Here is a 26,057-nt window from a genome sequence, read left to right as displayed (position 1 = left end):
GATCGTCATGGGCAAGCCGAGCCGGCGGGGATGGCGCCGCTGGCTGTTGGGCTCCGTGGTGGACACGGTCATCGCGCATGCCCACAACATCAACGTCTATTTGTTGGGCAGCCCGGGCGCATCCCAGGCCGATGCGGAACAATCCACCCCGCGCGTAATCGACCGCCTGAAACGCCCGCCCGGTCTGCAGGCATCGTCCGGCAAGGGCTGGCTGCAGCGTTACCGCGGGTATCTGTGGGCCATTGCCACGACGGCACTGTGCACGGTCATCGGTTGGTCGATGTTCGAGCGATTCGACCTCGCCAACCTCGTCATGGTCTACCTGCTCGGGGTAATCTTCGTCGCGACGCGATTCGGCCGCGGGCCGTCCATCATCGCCTCCGTCCTCAGCGTGACGCTGTTCGACATCCTGTTCGTCAAGCCCTACTTCAGTCTGTCGGTTCACGACACCCAGTACCTGGTGACCCTGCTGGCGATGCTGGCCGTCGCGATGGTGATCAGCAATCTGGTTGCGAGCGTGCGCTATCAGGCACGTGTGGCAGCGCATCGCGAGCGGCGAGCCACGGTGCTGTACCGGATGAGCCGCGAACTGGTCACCTGCCGTACTGAGACCGAGGTCGCTCGCTGCGCCGTCCGCCATGTTCACGCCGAATTCGAGAGTCCCAACGTACTGCTTTTTTTTTCGGGTGAGACCGGGCACCTCGCGTATCCTGCGGATCGCAGCCTGAGCGAATCGCTGCGCGGCAGCGATCTCAGCGTCGCACAGTGGGTCTACGACCACGACGAAGCGGCCGGCCAGGGCACCCATACGCTGGCGGGCGCCCAAGCCGTCTACTTTCCCCTCACCACCGCCGATCACGTCGCCGGTGTGCTCGCCATGCAGCCCGCCAACCTGCGGCGGATCTTTCTCCCCGAGCAGCGCAAGCTGCTCGAGGCCTTCCTTGATCAGATTGCCGGCGCCATAGAACGCGTGCGTCTGATCGAACTGGCGCGAAAGACCTCGGTCGACATGGAAGCCGAGCGGCTACGGAACTCGCTGCTCAGCTCGATCTCCCATGATCTGCGCACCCCACTGGCGACCATCGTTGGCGCATCGAGCACGCTGGCTGAACGCGACGGGGCACTCAACGCCGCGGATCGCGATGAGCTCAGCCGGGCGATCCATGACGAAGCCCAGCGCATGAGCAGGCTTGTCACCAACATTCTGGACATGGCGCGGCTGGATGCCGGCGCAGCGCAGCTCAACCGCCAGTGGCACATGCTGGAAGAAATCGTCGGCACGGTACTGACGCGCTTGCAAAAGCCGCTCGCCGGTCGTACGGTGAGCGTGCGATTGCCGTCCGATCTGCCGCTGATCCATGTCGATGCCGTGATGATCGAGCAGGTACTCACCAATCTGCTCGAAAACGCGATCCGGTATGCACCCGCGGACAGCCCCATCACCCTGTCGGCCGAAGCCTCGGCCTTCACGATCACGGTGGCCGTGGCGGACCGCGGCCCGGGCATTCCGAAGGGAATGGAGGACCACTTGTTCGAGAAGTTTTATCGTGGCCAGAGCGAAAGCGCTCAGAGCGGGGTCGGGCTCGGACTCGCCATCTGCCGCGCCATCATCGAGGCGCATGGCGGGTCCATACATGTCCACAACCGGGGCAATGGTGGCGCGGTCTTTTCGTTCATGTTGCCGCTGGAGCAGAACCCACCCGTGGTTGAGCCCGAGGTTTAGAACACCGGGCCCTGCGATGTCGCAATCGGTACCCACCATCATTATCATCGAAGACGATCCGCAGATGCGCCGGTTCCTTCGCACCGGCCTCGCGGCAAACGGCTTCCAAGTATTCGAGGCGGAGACCGGACAGCGCGGCCTGATCGAAACCGGCACGCGAAAGCCGGACCTCGTGATCCTGGACCTGGGCCTGCCCGATATGGACGGTGTGGCCGTGGTTCGCTCGCTGCGGGAGTGGAGCACCCTGCCGGTGATCATTCTTTCGGCCCGCAGCGCGGAGGAAGACAAGATCCAGGCCCTGGATGCCGGCGCCGACGACTACCTGACGAAACCCTTCGGCATCGGTGAACTGCTCGCCCGCCTCCGCGTGGCGTTGCGGCATTCTGCCCGAACCGGGGACGGCCCGGACAACAAGGTCTACAGCAGCGGGCGGTTGAAAGTGGACCTCGAGAAGCGGCTGGTGTACGTCGACGACGAAGAGGTTCATTTGACTCCGATCCAGTATCGGCTGCTGTCGGTGCTGGTCAGGCACACCGGTCGCGTGATGACGCAACGTCAGTTGTTGCAGCAAGTCTGGGGACCAGCCGCCACCGACAACGCCCATTACCTCCGCATCTACATGAGTCAGTTGCGTCGAAAACTCGAGGCCGACCCGGCCAAGCCCGAATTTCTGCTGACCGAGTCGGGTGTCGGCTACCGCCTGAAGGGATGATCGCGCCCGATGCCGCCCGGGTCGGCGTGTTCTCACGCGGGCTCGTCAAAACCCTGCGTGGCAGTGCATTCCTGGATTACCCCGTGGTTTTCGATCCGCGCCCGGACGACCCGCGCATCGCGCTGACGGCCGGTTGGGGTTGCAAGCCGAGCGGGGAGAAAGCCGCTGCGTTTGCCGCGCGGCGCGGCATCCCGTGCCTGCGGCTGGAGGACGGGTTTCTGCGCTCCGTCGGACTGGGCGCGCTGGGCACACCGCCGCTGTCAGTGGTCGTCGACGACCGCGGGATCTATTACGATGCCAGCCAGCCCTCGCAGCTCGAAGGCCTGCTGAACGATGCCGACCTGTCGCCGGACCTGCTCGCGCGAGCCGAACGGCTGCGATCCCTGATCGCCGACCACCATCTCAGCAAGTACAATCACGCGCCGGATGCCGATGCGGGCCTCCTCGCCGAGACCGGCCGCCCAAGGGTACTGCTGATAGACCAAACCGCCGGCGATGCGTCCATCCGCTGCGGGCTGGCCGACGAGAATACCTTCCGTAAGCTGTTGACAGCCGCGCGCGACGAGAACCGCGGAGCCGATCTCTACGTCAAGACGCACCCGGACGTCATCGCCGGGAAAAAGCGCAGTGCCCTCGCCTTTGCGCGGTCCGTGCCGGGGCTGGTCTGGATCACCGCCGACGTCAGCCCGCCCTCGCTGCTACGGCAGGTCGACAGGGTCTACACGGTGACATCGCAGATCGGGTTCGAGGCCGCCCTGCTCGGCAAGCCCGTCAGCTGTTTCGGCCTCCCATTCTATGCCGGTTGGGGCGTCACCGACGACCGGCTGAGCTGCGCGCGTCGCACACGGCGGCGCACGGTGCTGGAAATCCTCGCAGCCGCCTACATCCTCTATCCGCGCTACGTGGACCCGAAGACGGGGCGGCGCTGCGAGGTCGAACGGGTCGCGGAGTATCTGGCGACTGCCCGGAGCATCGGACCCCGGCGCTCGATCGTTTCCAGACTGATCGCCCGATGGCGTACTTGATGCGCCGGCTCGCCCATCCCAGCACGGCTTCCGTAGGGCCCGTTTCCGTCAACACACCTTTCAACCCGCATCATGAAGCCCGATCACACACGACTCGCTGAACCCGTTACGGTGCTCGTGACGGGCGCGAGCGGCGGCATCGGCGGCGCGCTGGCCACGGCCTACGCCCGCCCGAACCGCAGACTGATCCTGCACGGCCGCAGAGTCGTTGAATTGCAGCGTGTGGCCGAGCAATGCCTTGAACTCGGCGCAATCGTCGAGGTCGAGCAGCACGAACTCCGTGACACGGAAGCATGGATGACTTGGCTGGCTGCCGCGGCCGAACGGCAGCCGATCGACCTCGCCATCATCAATGCCGGGGTCACCAGCCACATCGGGCCCGACGGCCGGGGCGAGGACTGGAGCCGAGTGGATACCGTCATCGACGTCAACATCCGAGCCGCCATCGCCACGGCCGAGGCGCTGATACCAACGATGCGGCGTCGCGGCCGTGGACAGATCGCGTTGATCAGTTCGGTATCTGCCTACATCGGTCTCCCACTGACGCCAAGCTATTGCGCCAGCAAGGCCGCGTTGAAGGCATATGGCGAAGCTCTCCGAGGCTGGCTCGCTCATGAGGGGATCGCCGTCAACGTGGTACTGCCAGGCTTCGTCGAAAGCGCGATGAGCCGCCAGTTCCCGGGCCCGAAATTGTTCGTGCTGTCACCGGAGCAGGCCGCCGAGCGGATACGAAGGGGCCTGGCGCGGGACTGCGCGCGGATCGGCTTTCCGATCCCTCTGTACTGGGGCCTGTGGGCACTCGGCCTGCTGCCGCCCGCCCTGTCGCTGCGCATTCTGCGCGGTCTCGGCTACGGCGGCGGATGGCGGCACCGCATCTGAGAGCCCCCAACGCCGCGGTTCCCTCGCGGCGACCTGCCGGTACCCATGGATTGATCAGGTGGCCAGGGCCGTCTCGGGGGCAGTGAAAACCTTCAGCCGCTTCGGATAGACCCGCACCACCTGGTCTTCACAAAAGGCTTCCGCTTCCCAAGACTCCCGCGGGACCTCCGCCTCCACTGCTCCGTGCCCGTCGATGCGCTCGAGCCGCACCTTGACCACGCCACCAGCGCGCCGCGCGCCCTGAATCCGCGCCTCCAACCCGCCCCCGTCGTGCGACAGTTCAATGTCGTGCGGTCGGGTATAGAACATTGCCGCAACCGCGGCATCCGCGGGTTCGTGCCCCGGCAGATGGATAGCCGCCGCGCCGATATGCGCGTGTCCGTCCGAGACCCGTCCATGAAACAGGTTCACATCGCCGAGAAACTGGTAAACGAAGGGTGTCGCGGGGTGGTCGTAGATTTCATCCGGCGTCCCGATCTGCTCGATGCGACCTTCGTTCATGACAACCACCCGGTCAGCGACTTCCAGTGCCTCGTCCTGATCGTGGGTCACGAATACGCTGGTGACATGCAGTTCATCGTGGAGGCGGCGCAACCAGCGCCGTAGTTCCTTGCGTACCTGAGCGTCCAGCGCACCGAAGGGTTCATCGAGCAGCAAGACCTTGGGCTCGACCGCCAGCGCCCGCGCCAGCGCGATGCGCTGTCGCTGCCCGCCCGACAGCTGCGCCGGGTAGCGCTCGGCCAGCCAGTCCAGCTGCACCAGCCGCAGCAACTCCATGACCTTCTCCTTGATGGTCGCCTCCGTCGGCCGCTCGCTCTTCGGGCGAACCCTCAGGCCGAACGCGACATTGTCGAAGACCGTCATGTGGCGGAACAAGGCGTAGTGCTGGAACACGAAGCCGACCTGCCGTTCGCGCACGTGCTGACACTTGCTGTCATCCCCGTGAAACCAGACCTCGCCCTCCTCATTGCCGTGAAACCAGATCTCGCCCGAATCGGGCGTTTCCAGCCCGGCGATGATCCGCAGCAAGGTCGTCTTTCCGCATCCCGACGGCCCCAGCAGGGCGATCAGTTCGCCCTCGCCGACTTCGAGATCGATCTCGCGCAAGGCATTGAAGGCGCCGAAGCGCTTGACGATTTTCTTGACGTGAATACTCATGCAGTGTCCTCGTGTGAGGTGAGGGGATAACGGTTCAGTGGTGGCCGCGCAAATGGCGCGCGACGAGGGTCTTGGCGGCCAGGGTTCCCAGCGCGAGAAAGGCCAGTAGCGTCGCTACCGCAAACGCGGCGGTGGCGTTGTACTCGTTGTAGAGGATTTCGACATGCAACGGGATCGTATTGGTCAGGCCGCGGATATGACCCGAAACGACCGACACTGCACCGAACTCCCCCATGGCCCTTGCGTTGCAAAGAATCACACCGTACAGCAGACCCCAGCGGATGTTGGGAAGCGTGATGTGCCAGAAGGTCTGCCAGCCCGATGCGCCGAGTACGATCGCCGCTTCCTCCTCTTCTGTGCCCTGTTCCTGCATCAACGGAATCAATTCGCGAGCGACGAAGGGAAAGGTCACGAACAGCGTCGCGAGCACGATCGCCGGCACGGCGAAGACGATCCGGATGTTGTGCTCCGCGAGAAATTCCCCGAACCAGCCATGCGATCCGAACAGCAGTACGAACAGCAGGCCGGCAATGACCGGAGATACCGAGAAGGGCAGATCGATCAACGTGATCAAAAGGCTCTTGCCACGAAATTCGAACTTCGCGATCGCCCACGCCGCGGCAATACCGAACACCATGTTGACCGGGACGGAGATCAGCGCCGCAATCACCGTGAGTTTGATCGCCGACAGCGCATCCGGATCGGTCAATGCCTCCCAGTAAACGCCCAATCCCTCCCGCAACGCGCCTGCGAAAACGGCCGCCAGCGGCAGCCACAGGAAGGCCGCCAGAAACGTCAGAGCAACGACGATCAGCAACCGCCGAAAGGGCGTCGACTCGGAGGTCGGGCCAGCGTCGACCTGATAGACGCGCGGCAATGTAATAGCCTGACTCGTCATGCGGGTTCCTCCTGTTGGTGTGGCGCCGCGGGGGGTAATACCCGACTGCTCCAGGACTGCAGCAGATTGATGCCCAGCAGCAGCAAAAATGACGCGACCAGCATCGCGGCGGCGATCGACGTCGCTCCGGCCTCGTCGTATTGCTCGAGTTTGGTGACGATCATCAGCGGAGTGATCTCGGACACCATCGGAATATTGCCGGCGATGAAAATGACGGAGCCGTACTCCCCGATTGCCCGGGCGAAGGCCAGGGCGAATCCCGTCAGGACCGCGGGACCGATGCTCGGCAGAATGACCATGACGAAAGTTTGCACCCGCGTTGCGCCCAGACTCGCGGCGGCCTCTTCCATCTCCTTCGGAAAGTCCTCGAGGATGGGTTGGATCGTGCGCACAACGAATGGCAAGCCGATGAACGTAAGCGCAACGACGACACCCAGCGGCGTAAACGCCACCTTGATACCCAACGGAGCCAGGAACTGCCCCACCCAGCCGTTTTTCGCGTAGATCGTCGCCAGGGTGATCCCCGCCACGGCAGTAGGCAGTGCAAAGGGCAAGTCGACCAGGGCATCGACCAGCTTCTTCGCGGGAAACTCGTACCGGACCAACACCCACGCGACCAACAGACCGAAGACCGCGTTGATGGACGCGGCCACGAGCGAGGCACCAAAGGTCAGTCGGTAGGATGCCAGCACGCGCGGCGCGGTCACGGCCGCCCAAAACTGATCCCAGGTCAGCGTAAACGACTTCAGGAAAACCGCCGAGAGGGGAATCAGCACCACAAGACTCAGGTAGAAGATCGTGAATCCCAGCGAAATATTGAATCCCGGCAGCACGTTAGATTGCCTGAACATAGGTACCCTCCGCCGCCCGCGGCGATTTCTGCCAAAGGACTCCCCCCCGCCGCTCGCGCCGGCGCCGTTCGAGCAGGGGCCCCTGTATCCATTCGATGCCGGCGTCGGCGGCCAGCGCCAAGCTCTCCGCCTCTTCGATGTGCTCCAGAACGACCTTCCCGCCAAAGCCGAACATCAGACGTTGCAATAGACCGAGGTAGCGCCCTGCCCCGCTCGGCAGCGACCGCGAAGAGCGGGCGAAGCGCCGAGCGTCGAGCCGCAAATAATCAGGAGCGATACGGAAAAAGAAGTGGGCGGTCGCCTTCGACATCGGAAGTTCATCCAGCCTTACCCCGATCCGGTAACCCCTGCTGCGGTAATTCGCCAGACCTTGCCCCAGACGGTGGAGGTAATCCCCCGGTTTGGCTCCGAAATCCAGGGAGGTCGACAGCACGACCCGCTCGGTGGCCAGCCCGCACTGTTCGATCAAGCCGGCGAAGTAGGCGCCATGGTCACGCGGGACATTCAGGATATGGCGGGGGTCGACATCCAGCACCAGTTGTGCCGCGGGATCGTAGTTCCCGGCGACGAAATTCAGCATGTGCAACGTGCGACACAGGCGGTCGAAGTTGACGACCCGGATCGCGTCGGTTCCGGAGTGACTGCGGCCGCTGACCGGCACGGATGCGGCCTGACTGACGACCGACTGCAACCGGGCTATGTACCCTACCGTCAGTCCCGGGGCTTGGGTGAGGCGAATGGGATCGAGCGCGCTGGCCAGATCGACATCGCAGAAGCGCGCCGTAACGCGGCCGCGCGCCGACCTCAGCAAGGCATCGGCGACACCCGTGTCCGCCGTCAAGCGATCGTTGCAGGCGCGAACGAATGTGTTGAGCGACATAACCTTGACCTCCTCAGTCCAAGTAAGGACCTGCGCCGCGCGCGCGGTCGTAGAGTCGGGCCACCGCGACCTCGCTGGACTTCACGAGGGCCAGAACCTGATCGCCCACCTTCAGGCCCAGCGATTCAAGCGAACTGCTCGTGATGACCGAGGTTACGATGCCGCCTTCCACCTGGACTTCGACCTCGGATACGACGGGACCGAGATTGATCGCGCGGATGCGGCCACGAAACTGATTGGGTGATGTCAGCGCGACGATGCTCATACGATATCTCCGGTGGGTTTTGACTCGAGCTTGGCCAGGCTGACCTCGGTCGCCTTGAACAGCGCCAGCACGGCCACGCCGGGTAATAACTCCAGTTCCTTGGCGGAACTCGTCGTAATCACCGAGCTGACGGGCCCGGCTGCCGTCTCGATAACGATCTCGGAAACCACGCCACCGGGAACGAGCTTCTTGATGGTTCCGCGGAACTGGTTCTTGGCGTTGACGGCCACGATGGAACTCATGAGGGGATACTCCGATGCTAAGGCGGCGCGCTCAGCGCGTCGCGAAGATTTGATCGAACACCGCGCCATCGGCGAAGTGCTTCTTATGAGCGGCCGCCCAGCCACCGAAGACCGGGTCGCTGATGGGTACCAGTTCCAGCCGGGGAAACTCGGCAGAATGTTTTGTGGCGACCGCAGGATCACGCGGGCGATAGTGATGGCGGGCCGCGATGTCCTGCCCTTCCTTGCTGTACAGGTACTCCAGATAGGCCTTCGCCACCTCTTCCGTACCATGGTTGCCGGCCACCTTGTCGACCACAGTGACCGAGGGTTCAGCCAAAACGCTGAACGATGGCGTCACGATCTCGAACTTGTCTGGCCCTGATTCCTTGAGCACCAGATGCGCCTCGTTTTCCCAGGTGATCAGGACATCGCCGATCTCCCGCTCGACAAAGGACACGGTCGAGCCGCGCGCGCCGGTATCGAGGACCGCCGCATTCTTGTACAGGCGGGATACGAAATCCTTCGCCGCGGACTCGTCATCGCCCTTTTTCTTGATCGCGTAGCCCCATGCCGCCAGATAGTTCCAGCGGGCGCCGCCGGACGTTTTCGGGTTGGGCGTCACGACGGACACGTCGGGCTTGGCAAGGTCATCCCAGTCCTTGATTCCCTTGGGATTACCCTTGCGAACGACGAAGACCATCGTCGATGTATAGGGCGCGCTATTTTGCGGAAGCCGCTCCTGCCACTTCTCGGGGATCAGATGGCCCTTCTCGTAGAGCTGATCCACGTCGTAGGCGAGTGCCAGCGTCACGACGTCGGCGTCGAGCCCATCGATGACGGCCCTGGCCTGCTTGCCGCTGCCACCATGTGACTGTTTTAACGTGACCGTATCGCCGGTCTTGGCTTTCCAGTATTTGGCGAAGACCGCGTTGTACTCCTGATACAGCTCTCGGGTCGGATCATAGGAAACGTTCAGGAGGGTTACGTCCTCCGCGTGAACCCACGAGGCGGGAAAAATCGTCGTACTCACGGCGAAGACGGCGTGTAGCAGCCGGGGTGATAACCAATGCATGATGAAACTCCTAAAAATATTCGAAACGTGTTTGATCAACCTTAAAAACCCAGCTGAAAGCGTGTCTGCCAAACCTTTTCGGTTTCAAGACTCCGCGCCTGAGGAAGAAGCTTGCCGTTGCTCCCGAGCGTTCCGGCGCCGTCGTTGTATGAGGTCTGCGAATAGTTGGCCATGATCTTGAAGTTCGGGTTGAGCCACCAGTTGACACCGAGAGCCCAAGTGTTGGCGGAAGAGACCGCTATTCTGGGGTCCGCAAAGGGAAAGATTGGGGCGTCCGCCGTTCCGGTATTGCGGAACACCTCATCATCGAAATTGATCATGGACCAGCGGGCGGCCACCTGCCACGCGCCCCAATGCCCCTCCAGCGGATTGAATGGCTGGTTGGGACGGATTCCGTACATCGGGTCGAATTCGTGTCGCGGTTTGATACCCTGCCGCAAAAACACGTTGTCCTCCCCCGTGAGCATGTAAGAAACCGTGGCGTTCCAGGCCTGCGAGGTTTCGTTCGTCTTGGCCGTCGTATTGCTCTGGCCGTTGACGATCGTCTGGTTTTCCAGATCCAGGTCGGACAGGGCGTACTCGCCCACGAACTGGAACGGCCCCCAGATCCAGTACATCTGCGGATACACGCGGTATTGTGTGCCGTCCGCGCGCGCCGCCGAGTTGTAACGAAAGATCGTGTTCAAACCCGGACTCTGGTACGTCGACAACTGGTCGTCATTCGGCTGTCCCCAGGTCCCCGCTATTCCGACGCCAAGCCCTTCCAGCGGGCTTATGCCGCTGTGCAGGAACGGATGCGCAAAGATGCGTCCCTGAAATTCCTTGGAGTCATTCTGGTCGCTATCGATGTTGCCGTTATTCCGCGAGCCGTCGAAGATTCCGACCTGGTAGGCGAAAAACTCGGGATACATGTAAAGCGGGAAACTTCCTTGATGCGTCTGGTTCCGCTCCAGTTTGCTGAAGTCGATCGGATATCCGGGGCGGTCGAACTCCCCATGCAACATGAAACCGACATCGCGATTTGGCGCCAGCGTGGTTGGAAACGCCCGTTCGATGAAGGTCAATGCGGTCGCGCTCTGCAAGCGCTCGAGGCTGACCGGCGCCTTGAATTTGCCAGCCGTCAGGCTTGCTTCGCGGAAATAACGGAAGTCGACATACGCATCGAAAAGTCGGGCCGCACCGCTGCCGAAATCCGGCATGATCCGGTAATCGAAATACTTCCAGACCGTGCCTTCGAGGATCGGACGGACGCGGCGCATATAAAACCGGTCCGCATAGGAGTCGCCGTTGGGATTGCCGGCCTGCTCGCTATCGTCCATGAAATAGCTGCCATCGGCCTGGATCAGAGCCCGCCAGTACATGATGAAGTTCTCGTCCTGAGAGACGACTTTCAGACCCTGCGTGCCAAGTTCCACGTTTTTCGGAAACTTTGCCCAGGCAGCTTGCGAGGTTTCCTTCTCGACCTCCATCTTGCGCTCCAGCACGTTGACCTTCTGCTTGAGCTGCTTGACTTCGTCCGCTTTTTCGGTGCTCGCCACGGCCGCCCCGGTCGCTGCTGCCGCTGGAGCCACGTTCGGTTGGGATGGGTTAGCGGCTGCGGTACTCGTCCTTTTGCCCTCGGACTCCTCTAGGCGTTTCTCGAGTTGCAGCAGGCGCTGCTCCAAGGCTCGGTATTGGGCATCCGACACCATGGCTTCAGCGGAGTCGACGCCGCCCATCAGGCCAGCGACGGCGATCGCCAGCACGGGGGCTTTTGTTGGTTGTTGCATGAAGGCTCTCCCTTTTTGGAAAGAGAACCTCCGGTGGTCCGGTCAGTTCAGGGGGGTAACTGTGGGTTCTACCGTCAGCCTCCCGTTGGGCGGGTCGGCGGGGAGAAGGGGAGTGCCTTCGTCAGTGGCCCCACTTCAGGGGTTCGCGCCCGGGCGAGGAGCGACGGGGGAAACAACAAAACGCCGCGACGGTGAGGCGTCGTTTTGCGCTGCGCCCAAGCCTCAGGGACTTGTCGCGGTTTGGTTGGGGAGCCGAAACTTCTCGCGGCGCTCGATCTGCACGACCTTGCCATCGTGCACGGTGATTTCTACGGCACCGTACTGCAGACCGTCGAGAGCATCGAGTATGCGACCTTGAAGGGGTTGGGGGGAACGGGCGTCCGGTTTGTTCGCGGGCGTCGTGTGTTTCTGCATGCAGCCTGGCCTCGGTGGTTCAAGGAATGAAAAGCTTCGGGGACAATGCTAGATGATGTGTCCAATAACGACAAATAATAAAAACGCATTTCCTAATCTCTTTTCGTAATAATGAGCCGGCTGGCATGCGCTATGCGTGACTCGCGCGGGTGCAAGCGCCAACGGCGTTACCACGCTCAACGCTGTTTGACAGCGCCCCCCGGCCCGGCTAGGTTCCCCAGCATGGGCCTCCGCTTCCACACCATTCGCCATGTACTCGCCCGCTTGGCCCACCGTTTGAACCGCCGCAGCGTGCGCACCCTCCTGGTTGTCGTGGTGATGGGGGCCCTGTTGTGGAAGATCGATCGCGCGCAATTGCGCGACAGTCTGAGCGACTTTGATCCCTTGATAGGCGCCCTGTTGCTCGTCGTCAATCTGGTGTTGACCGGTCTCTTTGCGTGGCGTTGGTGCACGATCGCCCGCGCGCTGGGCGTCTCGGCTCCTTTTCGGCTGTTCGCGCGGGCGATCTGGGTCAGCCAATGTGTGAGCGAACTCGGCCCGGCGCTCATCGTTGGTGAGTTGGCGCGGTTTCAGCAACTCCGACGCCATGCCGACAACTGGCCCTTGGCTGTTAGCCAGATTCTGGACCGGCTTTCCGGCAAGGTGATATTGCTGCTGATCGTCGCAATTTTGACACCGCTGTATCTGGACTGGCTGGATTCCTTCCCCGCGCAGCAGGTCGGATTCCTGATGGCGGTGCTAATCGCCGGGATCACGCTCGTGGCCGTATTGCTAAGGCGCTTTTGGCCTATTGCCCGCCTGCATCCGCGGCGCGTGATCGCACTATGCAATCCGTTCAAAGCTCCGGGACACTACGGCCTGTCGCTGATCATTCAGCTCTTGCTCGCTAGCAATCTCGCCCTTAGTGCCTTGGGGATCGGCGCGTCAGAAGGGATCGCCAGCAGGGTCTTCCTGCTCGGTCCACTCGTACTACTGGGAGTGGGTGCGCTACCGGGTCTGGTTTCGGATTGGGGCAAGCGGGAAGCCCTGGCCATGGTGATCCTCGCGCCTTCGGGTCTGACGACGGAACAACGCCTTGCCGTATCGCTGATTTTTGGCTCGGCCCACTTGTTCGCCGTCCTGCCGGCGGCACTGTTGTTGTGGTCCCGCCGACCGCCGCCAGCGGCCGGGGAACCGCTCGATGGATCCCCTTAGTGTGCCCAGGAAAGGCGATGAACCTTCGTTACCACACCGGCCAGAGCGACACGGGAGGTCAGCGGTTCCGCTTCCCAGCGTTGCGTGCTCCGGTGGGGCGAAAATACTCCCTGGTCTCGCTCCTGATGACACCCGACAGCAGCAGCAATCCGATGAGGTTGGGCACCGCCATCATGCCGTTCATCAGGTCCGAAAAGCTCCATACCAGTTCCAGCTTCGTCATCGCCCCCACCATGATCATGGAGACGAACACGACCCGGTAAGGTTTGATTCCCCGCGGTCCGACGAGATACTCGATAGCCTTCTCTCCATAGTAGTTCCAGCCGATCAGGGTCGAGTAGCCGAACAGCGAAATCCCGAGGGTGACGATCAGGCCGCCCGCCACGCCGAGCGTCTCCGCGAAGCTCGCCGCCGTCAGATCCGCCGCACTCACCCCGGCTTTCCACGCATCCGCAGTCAGGATGATCAGCGCGGTCATGGAACAGACAACCAGGGTATCGATAAAGGTCTGAGTCATGCTGACCAGCGCCTGTTCCACCGGTGAACGGCTTCTTGCCGCGGCCGCGGCGATCGGCGCGGAGCCGAGTCCCGACTCGTTCGAGAACACCCCGCGCGCGACTCCGTAACGGATTGCCGCCGCCACACCAGCACCCGCCATACCGCCCTCGCCGGCCGCGGGCGTGAATGCATGACGAAATATCAAGGCGAAGGCGCCTGGTAGTTCGTCCCAGTTCATGGTCAGCACGACCAAGGCGGCACCGACGTAGCCCACGATCATGAAGGGAACCAGAATCGAGGTGAAGCGTCCGATGGACTTGACGCCTCCCAGAATCACCAGGCCCGTCAGCAGCGTCATGGCGACACCACTTTGCCAATCGCGAAGACCAAACGAAGAAGAGAGCGCCGCGGCCACCGAATTCGCCTGCGTCATGTTGCCGATGCCAAAGGTCGCCAGGGCCGTGAAAACAGCAAAGAGCCAGCCGAGACGGGGCAGTCCGGCGCCTTTCGCGAGGTAGTACATCGGCCCGCCGCGCATTCCATGCGGGCCCTTCTCCCGATACTTCACGGCCAGGACCGCCTCGGAGTACTTCGTCGCCATACCGACCAGCCCGGTCATCCACATCCAGAACACGGCACCGGGGCCACCGAGCGTGATGGCCGTCGCGACACCGACGATGTTCCCGATCCCCACCGTCGCGGCCAGCGCCGTCATCAAAGCCGCAAAATGGCTGATATCGCCATCCGCACCATGTTCCTTGCGCCAGATCAGTCTGAATGCCAGGGGCAAGCGCCGGAACTGCAATCCCTTCAAGATGATCGTGAGATAGCAACCCGTCCCAACCAAGGCGACCAGCATCGGCGCACCCCAGATCCAGCTCGACAGCAATGTGATGGCCGCTTCGACTTTTTCCATGATCCCGTGCTTTCAGGTCAATGTGGTGGGAAACCGAATGGGTTACGGCGTCCTCGGCCGATGCTGTTGCAGCGGTCCGCGGCAAGGCCGCTCTACGAAAATTGGCTTAAACCGACGACGCTGAAGTTTACCAGAGCGTGTCAAAGCGGCAGGCAGCGGTGTGAGATGCGAAGGGGTTTGGGTCGGAGCCGCGGAAAGCCGGTGTTAGAGCAAACGACACCTGGAAGGTTTAAGCGAGTAACAGCGCCCGCGGAAGATCGGAGGGGAGGGGGTGACCCTCCGCGGGCTGGCTCAATGCCGTTGCCGTCCATTGAGCCTGCTGCCAGCCCCCGGGGACTCCGCCTCTCGGGGACGATTGAAGTCTAGGAGACGACAAGCTAACCAGCTCGCTATTGAAAATATTCAATGGAACAGCAGGTCGGCGTCGTAGCCTTGTTCCTCGGCTCGTTGCTTCAACTCTTTCAGGGCGGCGTTCTGCAATTGCCGGACGCGCTCGCGCGGCAGGCAGCGCAGAGGCCCGAGCGCGATTGACCTGAACGTCCAGACCGGCAGCACAGCCATCCGAGGGGGGCCAAGGGACCACACAGGCAAGCATTTGAGGCGTGCTCCCGTGTTGTCCTAGCCGGCGCCCCGCCCAGCAGGTCGCAAGCACGCTTCTCGGCGATCGCACTGCGCCAGAGTGGCGGTGACGGAGTCGGATCGGAACGGAGATGTGGCGTCTGGGGTGAAGAGAGCTCTCGCAATCTAGCAGCGCCTTGCGAGTGTCGCTGAAGCCTGCCTGCGGCGCGGCGCCGCCACCCCTGGTTTGCGGGACAGCAAGGAATTGGTGCCTCGGGCCGGAATCGAACCGGCACGGGTGTTACCCCGCGGGATTTTAAGTCCCGTGTGTCTACCTGTTCCACCACCGAGGCCATGGTGATCGTCGACTAGAATATCAGATAAGCCGGGTAGGGGATCTCCATGAGCATTCGTTCATCCTACCGCTGCCCGTTTGACCCCACCTACGCGAACCCGACTCCCCGGGAGGAACGCAAATCATGCGCCCCTATTCGGTATCCCGATCGAACCTCGATCCCATCAAATCCATAGCGTTCCGTAGCCGGTGTCGACTGCCGCTCTGGCTAGCGTTCTTGCTTCTCACCGCCTGCGGAGACGATGGACCAAGACTCCCGGTACTGTCCCCGGATGCTTCGATCATCGCATTCGGCGACAGCCTTACGTCGGGGGTTGGTGCAGCACCAGGCCAGGATTATCCAAGCCAGCTCGCGCGCCTAACCGGCTTCCGGGTGACAAACGCCGGCGTCCCCATGGAGGTGAGTGCCGAGGGCCTGGCTCGACTGCCAGCGCTGCTGGATGAGAATCCCGCCAATCTTCTGATCCTCATTCACGGCGGGAATGACTTCCTGCGCAACCTGCCGCAGGAGCAGACGGCTGCGAATCTCACGGCAATGATTGCCGCGGCCCGAAGCCGCGGGATCTCGGTCGTGATGCTAGGCGTACCGCGACCAGCCTTGTTCGGCTTGTCGAGTGCCGAATTCTACGATGAACTGGCAGAGTCGACCGGCACACCGATCGACGGCGAAACGCTGCCGGCTATTTTGAGTGACAATTCCCTTAAGTCGGATTTGGTGCACCCCAACGACGAAGGCTATCGCCGGCTTGCCGAAGCGACGGCCAGCCTGTTACGGGCCAGCGGGGCCTGGAGCGGCACTGTTTATTCAAACGACTGACGCCGATCCCAGTCCGCCTGGGTGCGGACCGCAGGGTGCATGCAACGCACCACACACAGGCCGATAATTCCGGACCAGGGGCCATGCGGGTAGTGGGCTTTGCAGTCAATGACTTTCCGCCGCCTGGATGTTCTCGCGCTCCAGACCCGCCTCATGCAATTGCGGCATACGTGAGCGAGGAAAGTGCCAGGTGTCCGCCACGCGAATGCCACCTCGCCCGAGAGTCACGAAGTCCGTGGGGAGTCAGAGCGATCGCTCTGAATCAATTGGCGGAGAGAGAGGGATTCGAACCCTCGATGGGCGTTTTGTGCCCATACTCCCTTAGCAGGGGAGCGCCTTCAGCCGCTCGGCCATCTCTCCGAGGTTTGGTTCGACTAGCAGGCTAGTCGTTGTCCGGCGCAGACCGGTCGTGTGCTCCCTGCGCTTGCTGTTCCTTTTTTATCCGTTCATAAATTTCTTCACGGTGAACGGAAACCTCTTTCGGGGCGTTGACTCCGATGCGGACTTGGTTACCTTTCACTCCGAGGACGGTGACCGTTACATCGTCGCCGATCATTAACGTCTCCCCAACCCTACGAGTCAAAATCAACATAGTTACTTCCTTTTCCGCCTCAACCCAACATCGCTGCAGGCACCAACCCTCTGGAGCTTAACTGCCACGTTTCAACCGCCTGGGAAGGTGCATGTTAGCAAATTTTCGCTACCCGAGAAACAAGTTACTTCATCTAGTCGGCATTAGGCGAGCTTTCGAGATGAAATGCTTCATGCAGCGCACGCACGGCCAATTCCAGGTACCGTTCATCGACAACCACTGAGATCTTGATTTCCGACGTGGAGATCATTCGAATATTGATCCCCTCGTTCGCCAAGGTTTCAAACATTTTGCTGGCGATACCCGCATGCGAACGCATGCCGACTCCGACGAGCGAAATCTTCACGATATGGGTGTCGCCCGTCACTTCCCGCGCACCCAACTCGCCCCTGCAGCCTTCCAGCACAGCCAGCGCTCGGCTGTAGTCATTCCGGTTGACAGTGAACGTGAAGTCCGTCGTTTTGTCGCCCGCAACGTTTTGGACAATCATATCGACCTCAATGTTCGCAGCCGCAACCGGGCCCAGTATCGCGTGAGCGACGCCCGGACGGTCTGGCACTCCCTGAACGGTCAGCTTCGCTTCATCGCGATTGAACGCGATTCCGGAGATCAGTGCTTTCTCCACTGCTTGTTCCTCATAAGTGATCAGCGTTCCGGGCCCCTCCACGAAGCTGGAAAGCACCCGCAACGCCACGTTGTACTTGCCCGCGAACTCAACTGAACGGATCTGCAGTACCTTAGAACCGAGGCTGGCCATCTCGAGCATTTCCTCAAAGGTGATCCTGTCCAATCGACGCGCACGCGGTTCGATCCGCGGATCGGTGGTGTAGACACCATCCACGTCGGTATAAATCAGACATTCATCCGCACCCAGGGCGGCCGCCAGCGCAACGGCCGTCGTGTCGGACCCTCCACGCCCCAGAGTGGTGATGTCGCCCGACTCGGTCACGCCCTGAAAGCCGGCGACGACCACGACCCGCCCCGAAGACAGATCCTGCCGGAGCCGCTCGGTGTCGATATCGAGGATCCGGGCCTTGGTGTGGGCCTCATCGGTGACGATCCTGACCTGTCCGCCCGTGTATGAGGCGGCCGGACAACCGCGCGCCTGCAGCGCGATGCTCAGCAGCGCGATGGTCACCTGTTCGCCCGTAGAGAGCAGAACGTCCATCTCCCGCGGATCCGGCGAGCCGTCGATTTCATGAGCCAGAGCGACGAGCCGGTTTGTTTCGCCGCTCATCGCCGAGACGACCACGACCACCTGTTCGCCGCGCTCACGCGCAGCAATCACCTTATTCGCGACTTCTTTGATCCGCTCGACCGATCCGACCGAGGTTCCACCGTATTTGTGAACGTAGAGCGCCATCGTTGCTTGAATGTTTGTTGGTTGCCCGCTACTGGAGCCTGGATCGCACCCATGGCACGACACCGGCCAGCGCATTCGGCAGGCCCGATGGATCAGTGCCCCCGGCTTGCGCGAGATCGGCGCGTCCACCGCCCTTGCCGCCGACCTGCGCCGCCACCTGACCGATCAGTTCGCCCGCCTTCAAACGCGGTGTTTGATCCTGAGTGACACCAGCCACCAAACTCACTTTTCCGTCCTTCACGGCAGCGAGCACGATGACGGCTGAGCCTAACTTCTGTTTCAGCTGATCGACCAGTTCCCGGAGCGTCTTGGCATCCGCGTCGGGGATCTCCACCGCAAGGACGCGGATGCCCTCGACGTCCACCGCTTCGTTTGCCAGATCGCTTCCGGCCGAACTGGCCGCCTTGGCCTTGATCCGCTCCAGTTCCTTCTCCAACGCCCGGCTTCGCTCCAGCACCTGCTGCAGGCGCTCGTCGAGTTGTTCCCGGTTGGCCTTGATGCGCATGGCCAAGGTCTGTAGCAGCTGTTCGCTTGCCGTGACCCAGGCGCCGGCCTTCTCGCCGGTGACGGCTTCGATCCGCCGTATACCGGAAGCCACGCCGGTTTCCGCAACGATCTTGAAGAACCCGATATCCCCGACCCGGGACACGTGAGTACCCCCGCACAGCTCAGTCGAGAAGTCACCCATGCGAAGCACGCGAACTTCGTCACCGTATTTCTCGCCGAACAGCGCCATGGCGCCCGCGGACAAGGCTTCGTCGCGCGGCATCACCCTAGCGTCCACCGCCCAATTATGCCGAATCTGACCATTCACCAAATGCTCGATGGCGACGAGCTGATCCGCATGTACGGGTTCGAAGTGCGCAAAGTCGAAGCGCAAGCGCTCGGCATTGACAAGCGACCCCTTCTGGCTGACGTGTTCTCCCAGAATCCGCCGCAAAGCCGAATGCAGCAGATGCGTTGCCGAATGATTGGCGGCGGTCATCGCTCGAGCGGTGGCATCGACGAAGGCACGACAGGGCTGATCGACACCAATGACGCCTTCGGTGACCCGGCCGTGATGCAGGATCACATCGGCACCCTGACGTTGCGTATCGTCGACCTCGAATCGACCCGTCGCCGTTTCGATCCAGCCGCGATCGCCGCACTGCCCGCCGGACTCGGCATAAAAAGGCGTCCGCTCCAGCACGATGACACTGCGTCCCCCCGCGGGCAGCGAATCAACCACTTCGCCTTCATGCAACAGCGCCACGACCCGCGACTCGGTGACCAATTCCTCGTAGCCGGTGAACTGGCAGGCCTGCGCGATGCGCAGGTCGGGTCCGTGACCCGCCTTGAAATGACTTGCAGCTCGCGCCCGCTGGCGCTGTCCGGCCATAGCCTGCTCGAAACCGGCCATGTCCACCGACAAGCCGTGCTCGCGTGCCACGTCGGCGATCAAGTCGACGGGAAAGCCATAGGTATCATAGAGTTGGAAAGCCGTCTCACCTGGGATCACCTGTCCCGGCAGCTCGGCAATACACGCTTCCAGAATCCGCATGCCTTGCTCCAGCGTCTCGGCAAAGCGGCGCTCCTCGCGTTCCAGGGCCTTCTCGACCGTCTCCCGCGCACGCGGCAATTCCGGGTAGGCTGCGCCCATCTCGTCGCATAAGGGCCCAACCAGCCGGTAGAAGAACGTTTCACGAATGCCGAGCTTGTAGCCGTGGCGGATAGCGCGGCGGATGATGCGCCTCAGCACGTAGCCCCGCCCCTCGTTCGACGGCAGCACGCCGTCAGCGATCAGAAAGGCACTGGAGCGAATATGGTCGGCAACCACGCGCAGAGAACTGTGCGTCAGGTCCGTGGCTTCGGCCAGCCGCGCCGCCGCCCCCACCAACCCGCGAAACAGGTCGGTCTCGTAATTGTTGTGTACGCCCTGCATGACGGCAGCGAGACGTTCCAGTCCCATGCCGGTATCGACCGAGGGCTTCGGGAGCGGGGTCAAGGTCCCATCCTGGGCGCGCTCGTACTGCATGAACACCAGGTTCCAGATTTCGACATAGCGGTCGCCCTCCGCGTCTTCCGACCCGGGCGGACCACCTGGAACGGTGGGACCATGATCGTAGAAGATCTCGGTGCAAGGGCCGCAGGGGCCTGTATCGCCCATCGCCCAGAAGTTGTCCTTGCCGGCGATCCGGGTAAAGCGCGTAGGACTGACACCCACATCGTTCAGCCAGATGGACTCAGCCTCGCCGTCATCGATATAGACCGTCACCCACAGTCGCTCAGCGGGTAGCGCCAGCGTCTGCGTCAGGAACTCCCAGGCGTAGCGGATCGCATCGCGCTTGAAGTAGTCGCCAAAACTGAAGTTGCCCAACATCTCGAAAAAGGTGTGATGGCGGGCGGTGTAACCCACATTCTCGAGGTCATTGTGCTTGCCGCCGGCCCGGACGCAACGCTGGGATGAGGTCGCACGAACGTAGGGTCGGTCCTCCCGTCCCAGGAACACGTCCTTGAACTGTACCATCCCAGCATTTGTGAACAGCAAGGTGGGGTCATCCCCTGGCACTAGCGAACTCGAGGCCACGATCGTGTGTCCCCGTTCTTCGAAGAAGCGAAGGAAGAGCGAACGCAACTCTGCGCTGGTCATACGCGATTCAGTGGTTTGGCAAATCGGAAAAGGAGTCGCTGGGCAAAGGGGATTGCATCACGCGACGTATCTGTTCGCTGCTGAACCCGCGCTGCAGCAAGTAGCGCCAGCGCGATTGCAGCTCCCGGTCGGAAGTGGGTGGGCCGGCCCTGAAACGCTTTCGGTAGAGCCGTTCAAGCACGGCGTCCCAGTCGATGTCCTCGTCGGGGATCGCGGAAGGATCCACACCCATCTGGCGGAGTTCACTCACGACGCGCATCCGCCCATAACCCTGCTCGGCGCGCCTACGCACGATCATCGCCGCAAAGCGGCCGTCATCGAGCAAGCCCTCGGCGGAAAGCGACGCGAGTACCGTGTGCACGCTGTCCGCGGGAAAGCCCTTGGTTCGCAGCCGCTGCGCCAATTCCGCCCGAGCATAGTCCCGACGCGCCAGATACCGTAGGCTGACCGCACGGATCTCGGCCGCGACCGTCTCGGATGTCAGAAGTCGCTCGCTTCGACGCTGTCCGAACGCGCCGCCGAATCCACCGTCGTCCTGCTCACCGCGAGCGTCTTCTCGCGCACCCGGGCCTCGATCTCGGCCGCGAGTTCCGGCCGCTCGCGCAGCAGCTTCTTCACGTTGTCCTTGCCCTGCCCCACGCGTTCGTTCCCGTAGCTGTACCATGACCCGGCTTTGGTGAGGATGTCGTACTGAACGCCGAGGTCGACCAGTTCCCCCTCGTAGGAAACGCCTTCACCGTAGATGATCTCGAAGTCGGCCTGGCGGAACGGCGGCGCCACCTTGTTCTTGACCACCTTGACGCGGGTCTCGTTCCCGATCACCTCGTCTCCATCCTTGATCGCCCCCTGCCGCCGGATGTCCAGCCGCACGGAAGCATAGAATTTCAGCGCGTTGCCGCCGGTGGTCGTCTCGGGACTGCCGAACATCACGCCGATCTTCATACGAATCTGGTTGATGAAGATCACGAGCGTGTTCGAACGCTTGATGTTGGCAGTCAGTTTGCGCAGTGCCTGGGACATCAGTCGCGCCTGGAGACCCACGTGGGCATCGCCCATTTCCCCCTCGATCTCGGCCTTCGGTGTGAGTGCGGCGACGGAATCGATGACGACCACGTCCACGCCCCCGGAGCGCACCAGCATATCCGCGATCTCCAGCGCCTGCTCCCCGGTATCAGGCTGGGACACGAGCAGATCGTCGAGATTGACCCCGATCTTTTGGGCATACACCGGATCCAGGGCATGCTCGGCGTCGACAAAGGCCGCGACGCCTCCCAACCGTTGCGCCTGGGCTATGACTTCCAGTGTCAGTGTGGTCTTGCCGGACGATTCAGGCCCATAGATTTCCACGACGCGCCCACGGGGCAGACCACCGACGCCGAGCGCGATGTCGAGTGACAGGGACCCGGTCGGGATGACCTCGATATCCCGGGTGCCAGCGGCGTCGCCCATGCGCATGACCGAGCCCTTGCCGAACTGTTTCTCGATCTGCAGCAATGCCGCGCTGAGCGCCTTCTTTCTGTTGTCGTCCATTCACCTGCATCCACGTCAGTAAACGAAGGCATTATTTCATACTGCCGTCAGCGGGAGTAGATTGCAGACTCCAGCGCCGGAGCACACGGTACTCGGACCCCGACGGGCGAAGCGTGGACTCCACCAGGGCGACCGCCGCGACCGGCCAGATGATCGTCGGGATCGCGGGCGGAAGCGGCATGGTGACGCGTACCTTGCGACCCAGCGTGACATGCGGTACTGGCGGCGAGGCTTCCGGGTTTGCAGAGCCGCGGTCCAGCGCCGCTCGCAGGCTTGACTCGAGTTCATCCCACGCTCGAGGAACGACGCTGGGCTCCACCCACAACAGCTGGCGGCGGCGCCGGTATCGCAGCTGATTCAGTTGCAGCGTGAAGGACGCGGCATCGGGTTCCGTCAGATCGCACAGATGCTCCAGCCGCGCCGGGGATACGTTCCCTATGAACCGCAGCGTGATGTGGAAGTTCTCGGGGCGAACCCAGCGCGCTTGCGCGCACCGGGTCAGTTCCAGGACGCAGGCCTCAAGCGCGGCGCGAACGCCGTCGCTCGGCCAAAGGGCGTAGAAGACCCGGTGCCGAGCGCGGGCTGCGTCAGCTTCGCAGGACATCGAGCAGGCCTCGCAGCGCCGCCTCGATCGACTGCCGGCGCACTGCGGCGCGGTCGCCTTCGAAGTGGAAGCAGCGCGAGCAGCCCTGCCCGTGTGCCGAGCTCCAATTTATCCAGACCGTCCCGACCGGCTTGTCAGCCGATCCGCCGGTCGGTCCCGCGATCCCACTGATCGCGATGGCCCAATCGGCTCCGAGGCGTGCCAACCCACCTTGTGCCATCGCCGCCACGGTTTCTTCGCTAACCGCGCCGGAGCGAACCAGCAACTCGGGCGCAACCCCCAGCAGTTCCGTCTTGGCGTGGTTGCTGTAGGTCACGAAGGCGGCTTCAAACCAGGCGGATGCGCCCGCGATCGCGGTGAGGGTCTCGGCTATGCCGCCTCCGGTACATGACTCGGCCGTAATCAGCGTATCGCCACGCTTCGCGAGCGCCGCGCCCACCTCGCCTGCCAGCCCGATCAGCGCTTCATCGTTCATGTAAACTGCCCCGTCTGCCGAACCTCATTGTATCCCAGCCTCCGATGTCCACCTCCTCGTCCCCTGCCGCGATGCCGGCGCATACGCCGATGATGCAGCAGTATCTCGGGCTCAAGGCCGATTTCCCGAACACCCTGCTGTTCTATCGGATGGGCGACTTCTACGAGCTCTTCTTCGACGATGCCCGCTGTGTCGCCGCGCTGCTGGACATCACGCTGACCTCCCGTGGCGAATCCGGAGGTCAACGCGTACCGATGGCCGGTATCCCGTATCATGCGGCGGAAACCTATCTGGCGCGACTCCTCAAGGCCGGAAAGTCAGTCGCGATCAGCGAGCAAGTGGGCGAATCACTGCGCGGCAAGGGCCCGATGGAGCGCAAGGTCGTGCGGATCCTGACGCCCGGCACCGTTACCGACGAGTCGCTGCTGGATGAACGCAAGGACAACCTGCTCGCCGCGATCAACTGCAGCAGCGGCGATCGCATCGGACTGGCGACCCTCGAGCTGACGGCGGGCCGCTTCACCGTGCAGGAACTGCAGTCCTCCGAGGCCCTGGCGGCCGAGTTGGAACGTCTCCGTCCCGCCGAGATACTCGTCGCCGAACATTCCGAGATCGCGCAATCGCTCGCGGCAGAACTTGCGCTGACGCCGCGCGCCCCGTGGCATTTCGAACCCGCCAGTGGCGAGCAGTTGCTGCTCCGGCAATTCGCCACCCGCGATCTGTGCGCCTTCGGCTGCGAGGGCATGCCGGCCGCCATCGGCGCCGCCGGTGCGCTGCTCCAGTATTTGCAGGAGACACAGCGCTCGGCGCTGACCCATCTGCGAGGACTGCGCGTGGAGTCCAGCGAGGACATGATCGTGCTCGATGCGGCAACGCGCCGAAATCTGGAACTCGATACGCATCCCTCGGGACGGGCCGACCTAACCCTGCTCGGCGTACTCGACCATACGGTGACGGCGATGGGTAGCCGGATGCTCCGGCGCTGGCTGCAGCGGCCGCTGCGGGCGCGCGACCGTCTCGAGGCACGCTACGACGCGATCGATACGCTACTTCGTTCGGAAGCGCTCGACGCCCTGAGAGAACACCTGCGCTCCGTCGCGGATATCGAACGCATCGCTGCACGCATCGCCCTGCTGTCGGCCCGACCGCGGGATCTCGCGCTTCTGCGTCAAACGCTACAGTCACTGCCCCAGTTGCGTCAGGCGTTGGCACTGCTGGAACCCAGCCCGCTGCTCGCCGATCTCTACGAGCGCGTCGGCGACCACGCCGAGGTGTGCAGCCTCCTGGAGCGGGCGATCATCGCCGAGCCCCCGGTTCTGATCCGGGATGGCGGAGTCATGGCACCGGGCTACGACGCGGAACTGGACGGCTTGCGTAACCTGAGCGAGAACGCCGACGGCATGCTGGTCGACTTGGAAACCCGCGAACGGGAACGGTCGGGCATCGGTTCACTGCGGATCAACTTCAACCGGGTGCACGGGTTCTACATCGAGCTGTCCCGCGCGCAGGCCGAGCGCGCCCCGGATCACTTCCAGCGGCGCCAGACCTTGAAGAACGCCGAGCGTTTCACGACTCCCGAGCTGCGCGCGTTCGAAACGCAGGTCCTCGGCGCACGCGAACGCGCACTGGCCTGTGAACGGGCGCTGTACGAGGCCTTGTTGGGGTCGCTCAGCGAACATGTGGCCACGTTGCAGCGCTGTGCCGATGCACTGGCGGAGCTGGACGTCATCGGAACCCTCGCGGATCGCGCAGTCGCTCTGAACTATCAGCGCCCCACCCTGGTGCCGGGTAGCAGGCTCCACATCGTGGATGGTCGACACCCGGTCGTCGAGCGAACCCTGCAACTTCCTTTCACACCCAACGACCTGCATCTGAACGGAGAACGCCGGATGCTGATCATCACGGGTCCGAACATGGGGGGCAAATCGACCTACATGCGTCAGGCCGCACTGATCAGCCTGCTGGCCCACATCGGCAGCTTCGTACCCGCAGAAAGAGCCGAGATCGGCACCATCGACCGCATCTTCACCCGCATCGGGGCAGCGGACGATCTCGCCACGGGACGCTCGACCTTCATGGTCGAGATGACCGAGACGGCGCAAATCCTGCACAATGCGACGGAACACAGCCTCGTCCTGATGGATGAAGTCGGCCGTGGCACGAGCACCTTCGACGGGTTGTCCCTTGCCTGGTCCGTCGCGCTAACCCTGGCGCGCGAAACGAAGAGCCTCACCCTATTCGCTACGCATTACTTCGAGCTGACGACCCTGCCGGAGCAGAGCGATGCGATCCGCAATGTGCACCTCGACGCGCTCGAACATGGCGACCGCATCGTCTTCCTGCATCAAGTCAAGGAGGGTCCGGCTAGCCAGAGCTATGGATTACAGGTCGCCGCGCTCGCCGGCGTGCCGCGGCGCGTCATCGACGAAGCGCGGTCGGTGCTTCGCCGCCTGGAGCGCCAGGCCTGTGAGCAGTCCATGACCGACGATGGACCACGACAGATGGATCTGTTCGTCGATGGCCGCAATGATCGCCTGGCCGAACGCGTGAAGTCACTGGACCCGGACGCGATGACGCCGCGCGAGGCGCTGGAGGTCCTATATCAGCTCAAGGAATTGACGGACTGATCGACGGGGCCGTGCCGTAAGGCTAAGCG

25 protein-coding genes and 2 tRNA genes are annotated in these 26,057 nt (G+C 62.7%); 7 read left to right on the top strand and 20 right to left on the bottom strand.

Translation table 11 applies throughout. The features are described from left to right. The first annotated feature begins 7 nt into the window (after window positions 1–7). From ACW73L_RS14855 to ACW73L_RS14840, 4 genes are all read left to right on the top strand, one after another. Window positions 8–1,723 (top strand): DUF4118 domain-containing protein, encoded by a 1,716-nt coding sequence (locus tag ACW73L_RS14855; RefSeq protein WP_498923085.1) that lies wholly within the window; start codon window positions 8–10, stop codon window positions 1,721–1,723. Window positions 1,724–1,739: 16 nt separating this feature from the next. After that, window positions 1,740–2,435, top strand: coding sequence for a two-component system response regulator KdpE (gene kdpE / locus ACW73L_RS14850; protein WP_498923083.1), 696 nt, complete (start codon window positions 1,740–1,742; stop codon window positions 2,433–2,435). Beyond that, entirely contained in the window at window positions 2,432–3,460 is a 1,029-nt protein-coding gene (locus tag ACW73L_RS14845; protein ID WP_498923081.1) for a capsular polysaccharide export protein, LipB/KpsS family, read from the top strand. The genes kdpE and ACW73L_RS14845 overlap by 4 nt, the downstream gene beginning before the upstream one ends. Window positions 3,461–3,532: 72 nt before the next feature. Further along, a complete protein-coding gene (locus ACW73L_RS14840) occupies window positions 3,533–4,339 on the top strand; it encodes an SDR family NAD(P)-dependent oxidoreductase (RefSeq protein WP_498923079.1) in 807 nt (268 codons plus the stop codon). 54 nt (window positions 4,340–4,393) lie between these two features. Here the strand turns inward: ACW73L_RS14840 and ACW73L_RS14835 are convergent, their stop codons facing one another. The 9 genes from ACW73L_RS14835 to ACW73L_RS14795 form a co-directional block, all read right to left on the bottom strand. Then, a complete protein-coding gene (locus ACW73L_RS14835; RefSeq protein ID WP_498923077.1) occupies window positions 4,394–5,497 on the bottom strand; it encodes a sulfate/molybdate ABC transporter ATP-binding protein in 1,104 nt (367 codons plus the stop codon). A gap of 34 nt (window positions 5,498–5,531) precedes the next feature. Further along, window positions 5,532–6,395, bottom strand: a complete 864-nt coding sequence (gene cysW / locus ACW73L_RS14830; protein ID WP_498923075.1) for a sulfate ABC transporter permease subunit CysW — start codon at window positions 6,393–6,395, stop codon at window positions 5,532–5,534. Then, window positions 6,392–7,246 (bottom strand): sulfate ABC transporter permease subunit CysT, encoded by an 855-nt coding sequence (cysT, locus tag ACW73L_RS14825; protein ID WP_498923073.1) that lies wholly within the window; start codon window positions 7,244–7,246, stop codon window positions 6,392–6,394. Before cysT ends, cysW begins: the two co-directional genes overlap by 4 nt. Further along, window positions 7,230–8,126, bottom strand: a complete 897-nt coding sequence (locus ACW73L_RS14820) for an EAL domain-containing protein (protein WP_498923071.1) — start codon at window positions 8,124–8,126, stop codon at window positions 7,230–7,232. Before ACW73L_RS14820 ends, cysT begins: the two co-directional genes overlap by 17 nt. Before the next feature lie 13 nt (window positions 8,127–8,139). Then, window positions 8,140–8,391, bottom strand: coding sequence for a TOBE domain-containing protein (locus ACW73L_RS14815; protein WP_498923069.1), 252 nt, complete (start codon window positions 8,389–8,391; stop codon window positions 8,140–8,142). Next, window positions 8,388–8,633: a TOBE domain-containing protein gene (locus ACW73L_RS14810; protein WP_498923067.1), complete on the bottom strand. Its 246-nt coding sequence runs from the start codon at window positions 8,631–8,633 to the stop codon at window positions 8,388–8,390. Before ACW73L_RS14810 ends, ACW73L_RS14815 begins: the two co-directional genes overlap by 4 nt. A 31-nt stretch (window positions 8,634–8,664) precedes the next feature. Further along, a complete protein-coding gene (locus ACW73L_RS14805) occupies window positions 8,665–9,687 on the bottom strand; it encodes a sulfate ABC transporter substrate-binding protein (protein ID WP_498923122.1) in 1,023 nt (340 codons plus the stop codon). A gap of 41 nt (window positions 9,688–9,728) precedes the next feature. Next, on the bottom strand, window positions 9,729–11,456 hold the full coding sequence (locus ACW73L_RS14800) for an OprO/OprP family phosphate-selective porin (protein ID WP_498923065.1): 1,728 nt from the start codon (window positions 11,454–11,456) through the stop codon (window positions 9,729–9,731). A 222-nt stretch (window positions 11,457–11,678) separates the two neighbouring features. Then, window positions 11,679–11,870: a YezD family protein gene (locus tag ACW73L_RS14795; protein WP_498923063.1), complete on the bottom strand. Its 192-nt coding sequence runs from the start codon at window positions 11,868–11,870 to the stop codon at window positions 11,679–11,681. A gap of 222 nt (window positions 11,871–12,092) precedes the next feature. On the opposite strand from ACW73L_RS14795, the gene ACW73L_RS14790 reads away from it, so the two are divergent. Further along, entirely contained in the window at window positions 12,093–13,064 is a 972-nt protein-coding gene (locus ACW73L_RS14790) for a lysylphosphatidylglycerol synthase transmembrane domain-containing protein (RefSeq protein ID WP_498923062.1), read from the top strand. A 58-nt stretch (window positions 13,065–13,122) separates the two neighbouring features. On the opposite strand, the gene ACW73L_RS14785 is transcribed toward ACW73L_RS14790, so the two are convergent. The 3 genes from ACW73L_RS14785 to ACW73L_RS14775 form a co-directional block, all read right to left on the bottom strand. Beyond that, window positions 13,123–14,478 carry an alanine/glycine:cation symporter family protein gene (locus tag ACW73L_RS14785; RefSeq protein ID WP_498923060.1) on the bottom strand — a complete coding sequence of 452 codons (1,356 nt, stop codon included), beginning with the start codon at window positions 14,476–14,478 and terminating at the stop codon, window positions 13,123–13,125. 402 nt (window positions 14,479–14,880) lie between these two features. After that, window positions 14,881–15,039 carry a hypothetical protein gene (locus tag ACW73L_RS14780; protein ID WP_165370208.1) on the bottom strand — a complete coding sequence of 53 codons (159 nt, stop codon included), beginning with the start codon at window positions 15,037–15,039 and terminating at the stop codon, window positions 14,881–14,883. Between the two features lie 263 nt (window positions 15,040–15,302). Continuing rightward, a tRNA-Leu gene (locus tag ACW73L_RS14775) sits at window positions 15,303–15,389 on the bottom strand. Window positions 15,390–15,515: 126 nt separating this feature from the next. On the opposite strand from ACW73L_RS14775, the gene ACW73L_RS14770 reads away from it, so the two are divergent. Next, window positions 15,516–16,208, top strand: coding sequence for an arylesterase (locus tag ACW73L_RS14770; protein WP_498923059.1), 693 nt, complete (start codon window positions 15,516–15,518; stop codon window positions 16,206–16,208). 267 nt (window positions 16,209–16,475) lie between these two features. Here the strand turns inward: ACW73L_RS14770 and ACW73L_RS14765 are convergent. From ACW73L_RS14765 to ACW73L_RS14730, 8 genes are all read right to left on the bottom strand, one after another. Continuing rightward, a tRNA-Ser gene (locus ACW73L_RS14765) sits at window positions 16,476–16,568 on the bottom strand. Window positions 16,569–16,590: 22 nt separating this feature from the next. Continuing rightward, a complete protein-coding gene (gene csrA, locus ACW73L_RS14760; protein WP_129884118.1) occupies window positions 16,591–16,800 on the bottom strand; it encodes a carbon storage regulator CsrA in 210 nt (69 codons plus the stop codon). Window positions 16,801–16,933: 133 nt separating this feature from the next. Continuing rightward, entirely contained in the window at window positions 16,934–18,163 is a 1,230-nt protein-coding gene (locus ACW73L_RS14755) for an aspartate kinase (protein ID WP_498923120.1), read from the bottom strand. A gap of 28 nt (window positions 18,164–18,191) precedes the next feature. Then, the gene (gene alaS, locus ACW73L_RS14750) at window positions 18,192–20,792 is read right to left on the bottom strand and encodes an alanine--tRNA ligase (RefSeq protein ID WP_498923057.1); all 2,601 of its coding nucleotides are present in this window, start codon (window positions 20,790–20,792) and stop codon (window positions 18,192–18,194) included. Window positions 20,793–20,799: 7 nt separating this feature from the next. Next, window positions 20,800–21,249 carry a regulatory protein RecX gene (locus tag ACW73L_RS14745; protein ID WP_498923118.1) on the bottom strand — a complete coding sequence of 150 codons (450 nt, stop codon included), beginning with the start codon at window positions 21,247–21,249 and terminating at the stop codon, window positions 20,800–20,802. A 23-nt stretch (window positions 21,250–21,272) separates the two neighbouring features. Beyond that, complete coding sequence (recA, locus tag ACW73L_RS14740; RefSeq protein WP_129884122.1) at window positions 21,273–22,322, bottom strand: recombinase RecA; 1,050 nt, start codon at window positions 22,320–22,322, stop codon at window positions 21,273–21,275. A gap of 31 nt (window positions 22,323–22,353) precedes the next feature. Continuing rightward, on the bottom strand, window positions 22,354–22,926 hold the full coding sequence (gene thpR / locus ACW73L_RS14735) for an RNA 2',3'-cyclic phosphodiesterase (RefSeq protein WP_498923056.1): 573 nt from the start codon (window positions 22,924–22,926) through the stop codon (window positions 22,354–22,356). Beyond that, window positions 22,910–23,401 (bottom strand): CinA family protein, encoded by a 492-nt coding sequence (locus ACW73L_RS14730; RefSeq protein WP_498923055.1) that lies wholly within the window; start codon window positions 23,399–23,401, stop codon window positions 22,910–22,912. Before ACW73L_RS14730 ends, thpR begins: the two co-directional genes overlap by 17 nt. 44 nt (window positions 23,402–23,445) lie before the next feature. Between ACW73L_RS14730 and mutS the strand changes: the two genes are divergently transcribed. Beyond that, complete coding sequence (gene mutS / locus ACW73L_RS14725; protein ID WP_498923053.1) at window positions 23,446–26,028, top strand: DNA mismatch repair protein MutS; 2,583 nt, start codon at window positions 23,446–23,448, stop codon at window positions 26,026–26,028. Window positions 26,029–26,057: the final 29 nt, after the last annotated feature.

The sequence above is a fragment of the Methylolobus aquaticus genome (genome assembly GCF_054172105.1).
This window is presented reverse-complemented; position numbering and strand designations above follow the sequence as displayed.

Excerpts from the sequence above, each read along its gene's own strand:
- cysT (WP_498923073.1), bottom strand. The coding sequence starts at position 7,246 with ATGTTCAGGCAATCTAACGTGCTGCCGGGATTCAATATTTCGCTGGGA.
- ACW73L_RS14835 (WP_498923077.1), bottom strand. The coding sequence starts at position 5,497 with ATGAGTATTCACGTCAAGAAAATCGTCAAGCGCTTCGGCGCCTTCAAT.
- ACW73L_RS14820 (WP_498923071.1), bottom strand. The coding sequence starts at position 8,126 with ATGTCGCTCAACACATTCGTTCGCGCCTGCAACGATCGCTTGACGGCG.
- ACW73L_RS14790 (WP_498923062.1), top strand. The coding sequence starts at position 12,093 with ATGGGCCTCCGCTTCCACACCATTCGCCATGTACTCGCCCGCTTGGCC.
- recA (WP_129884122.1), bottom strand. The coding sequence starts at position 22,322 with ATGGACGACAACAGAAAGAAGGCGCTCAGCGCGGCATTGCTGCAGATC.
- thpR (WP_498923056.1), bottom strand. The coding sequence starts at position 22,926 with ATGTCCTGCGAAGCTGACGCAGCCCGCGCTCGGCACCGGGTCTTCTAC.
- csrA (WP_129884118.1), bottom strand. The coding sequence starts at position 16,800 with ATGTTGATTTTGACTCGTAGGGTTGGGGAGACGTTAATGATCGGCGAC.
- cysW (WP_498923075.1), bottom strand. The coding sequence starts at position 6,395 with ATGACGAGTCAGGCTATTACATTGCCGCGCGTCTATCAGGTCGACGCT.
- mutS (WP_498923053.1), top strand. The coding sequence starts at position 23,446 with ATGTCCACCTCCTCGTCCCCTGCCGCGATGCCGGCGCATACGCCGATG.
- ACW73L_RS14805 (WP_498923122.1), bottom strand. The coding sequence starts at position 9,687 with ATGCATTGGTTATCACCCCGGCTGCTACACGCCGTCTTCGCCGTGAGT.
- ACW73L_RS14855 (WP_498923085.1), top strand. The coding sequence starts at position 8 with ATGGGCAAGCCGAGCCGGCGGGGATGGCGCCGCTGGCTGTTGGGCTCC.
- ACW73L_RS14845 (WP_498923081.1), top strand. The coding sequence starts at position 2,432 with ATGATCGCGCCCGATGCCGCCCGGGTCGGCGTGTTCTCACGCGGGCTC.
- ACW73L_RS14755 (WP_498923120.1), bottom strand. The coding sequence starts at position 18,163 with ATGGCGCTCTACGTTCACAAATACGGTGGAACCTCGGTCGGATCGGTC.
- ACW73L_RS14795 (WP_498923063.1), bottom strand. The coding sequence starts at position 11,870 with ATGCAGAAACACACGACGCCCGCGAACAAACCGGACGCCCGTTCCCCC.
- ACW73L_RS14840 (WP_498923079.1), top strand. The coding sequence starts at position 3,533 with ATGAAGCCCGATCACACACGACTCGCTGAACCCGTTACGGTGCTCGTG.
- alaS (WP_498923057.1), bottom strand. The coding sequence starts at position 20,792 with ATGACCAGCGCAGAGTTGCGTTCGCTCTTCCTTCGCTTCTTCGAAGAA.
- ACW73L_RS14730 (WP_498923055.1), bottom strand. The coding sequence starts at position 23,401 with ATGAACGATGAAGCGCTGATCGGGCTGGCAGGCGAGGTGGGCGCGGCG.
- ACW73L_RS14785 (WP_498923060.1), bottom strand. The coding sequence starts at position 14,478 with ATGGAAAAAGTCGAAGCGGCCATCACATTGCTGTCGAGCTGGATCTGG.
- ACW73L_RS14780 (WP_165370208.1), bottom strand. The coding sequence starts at position 15,039 with ATGGCTGTGCTGCCGGTCTGGACGTTCAGGTCAATCGCGCTCGGGCCT.
- ACW73L_RS14815 (WP_498923069.1), bottom strand. The coding sequence starts at position 8,391 with ATGAGCATCGTCGCGCTGACATCACCCAATCAGTTTCGTGGCCGCATC.
- ACW73L_RS14770 (WP_498923059.1), top strand. The coding sequence starts at position 15,516 with ATGCGCCCCTATTCGGTATCCCGATCGAACCTCGATCCCATCAAATCC.
- ACW73L_RS14800 (WP_498923065.1), bottom strand. The coding sequence starts at position 11,456 with ATGCAACAACCAACAAAAGCCCCCGTGCTGGCGATCGCCGTCGCTGGC.
- ACW73L_RS14810 (WP_498923067.1), bottom strand. The coding sequence starts at position 8,633 with ATGAGTTCCATCGTGGCCGTCAACGCCAAGAACCAGTTCCGCGGAACC.
- kdpE (WP_498923083.1), top strand. The coding sequence starts at position 1,740 with ATGTCGCAATCGGTACCCACCATCATTATCATCGAAGACGATCCGCAG.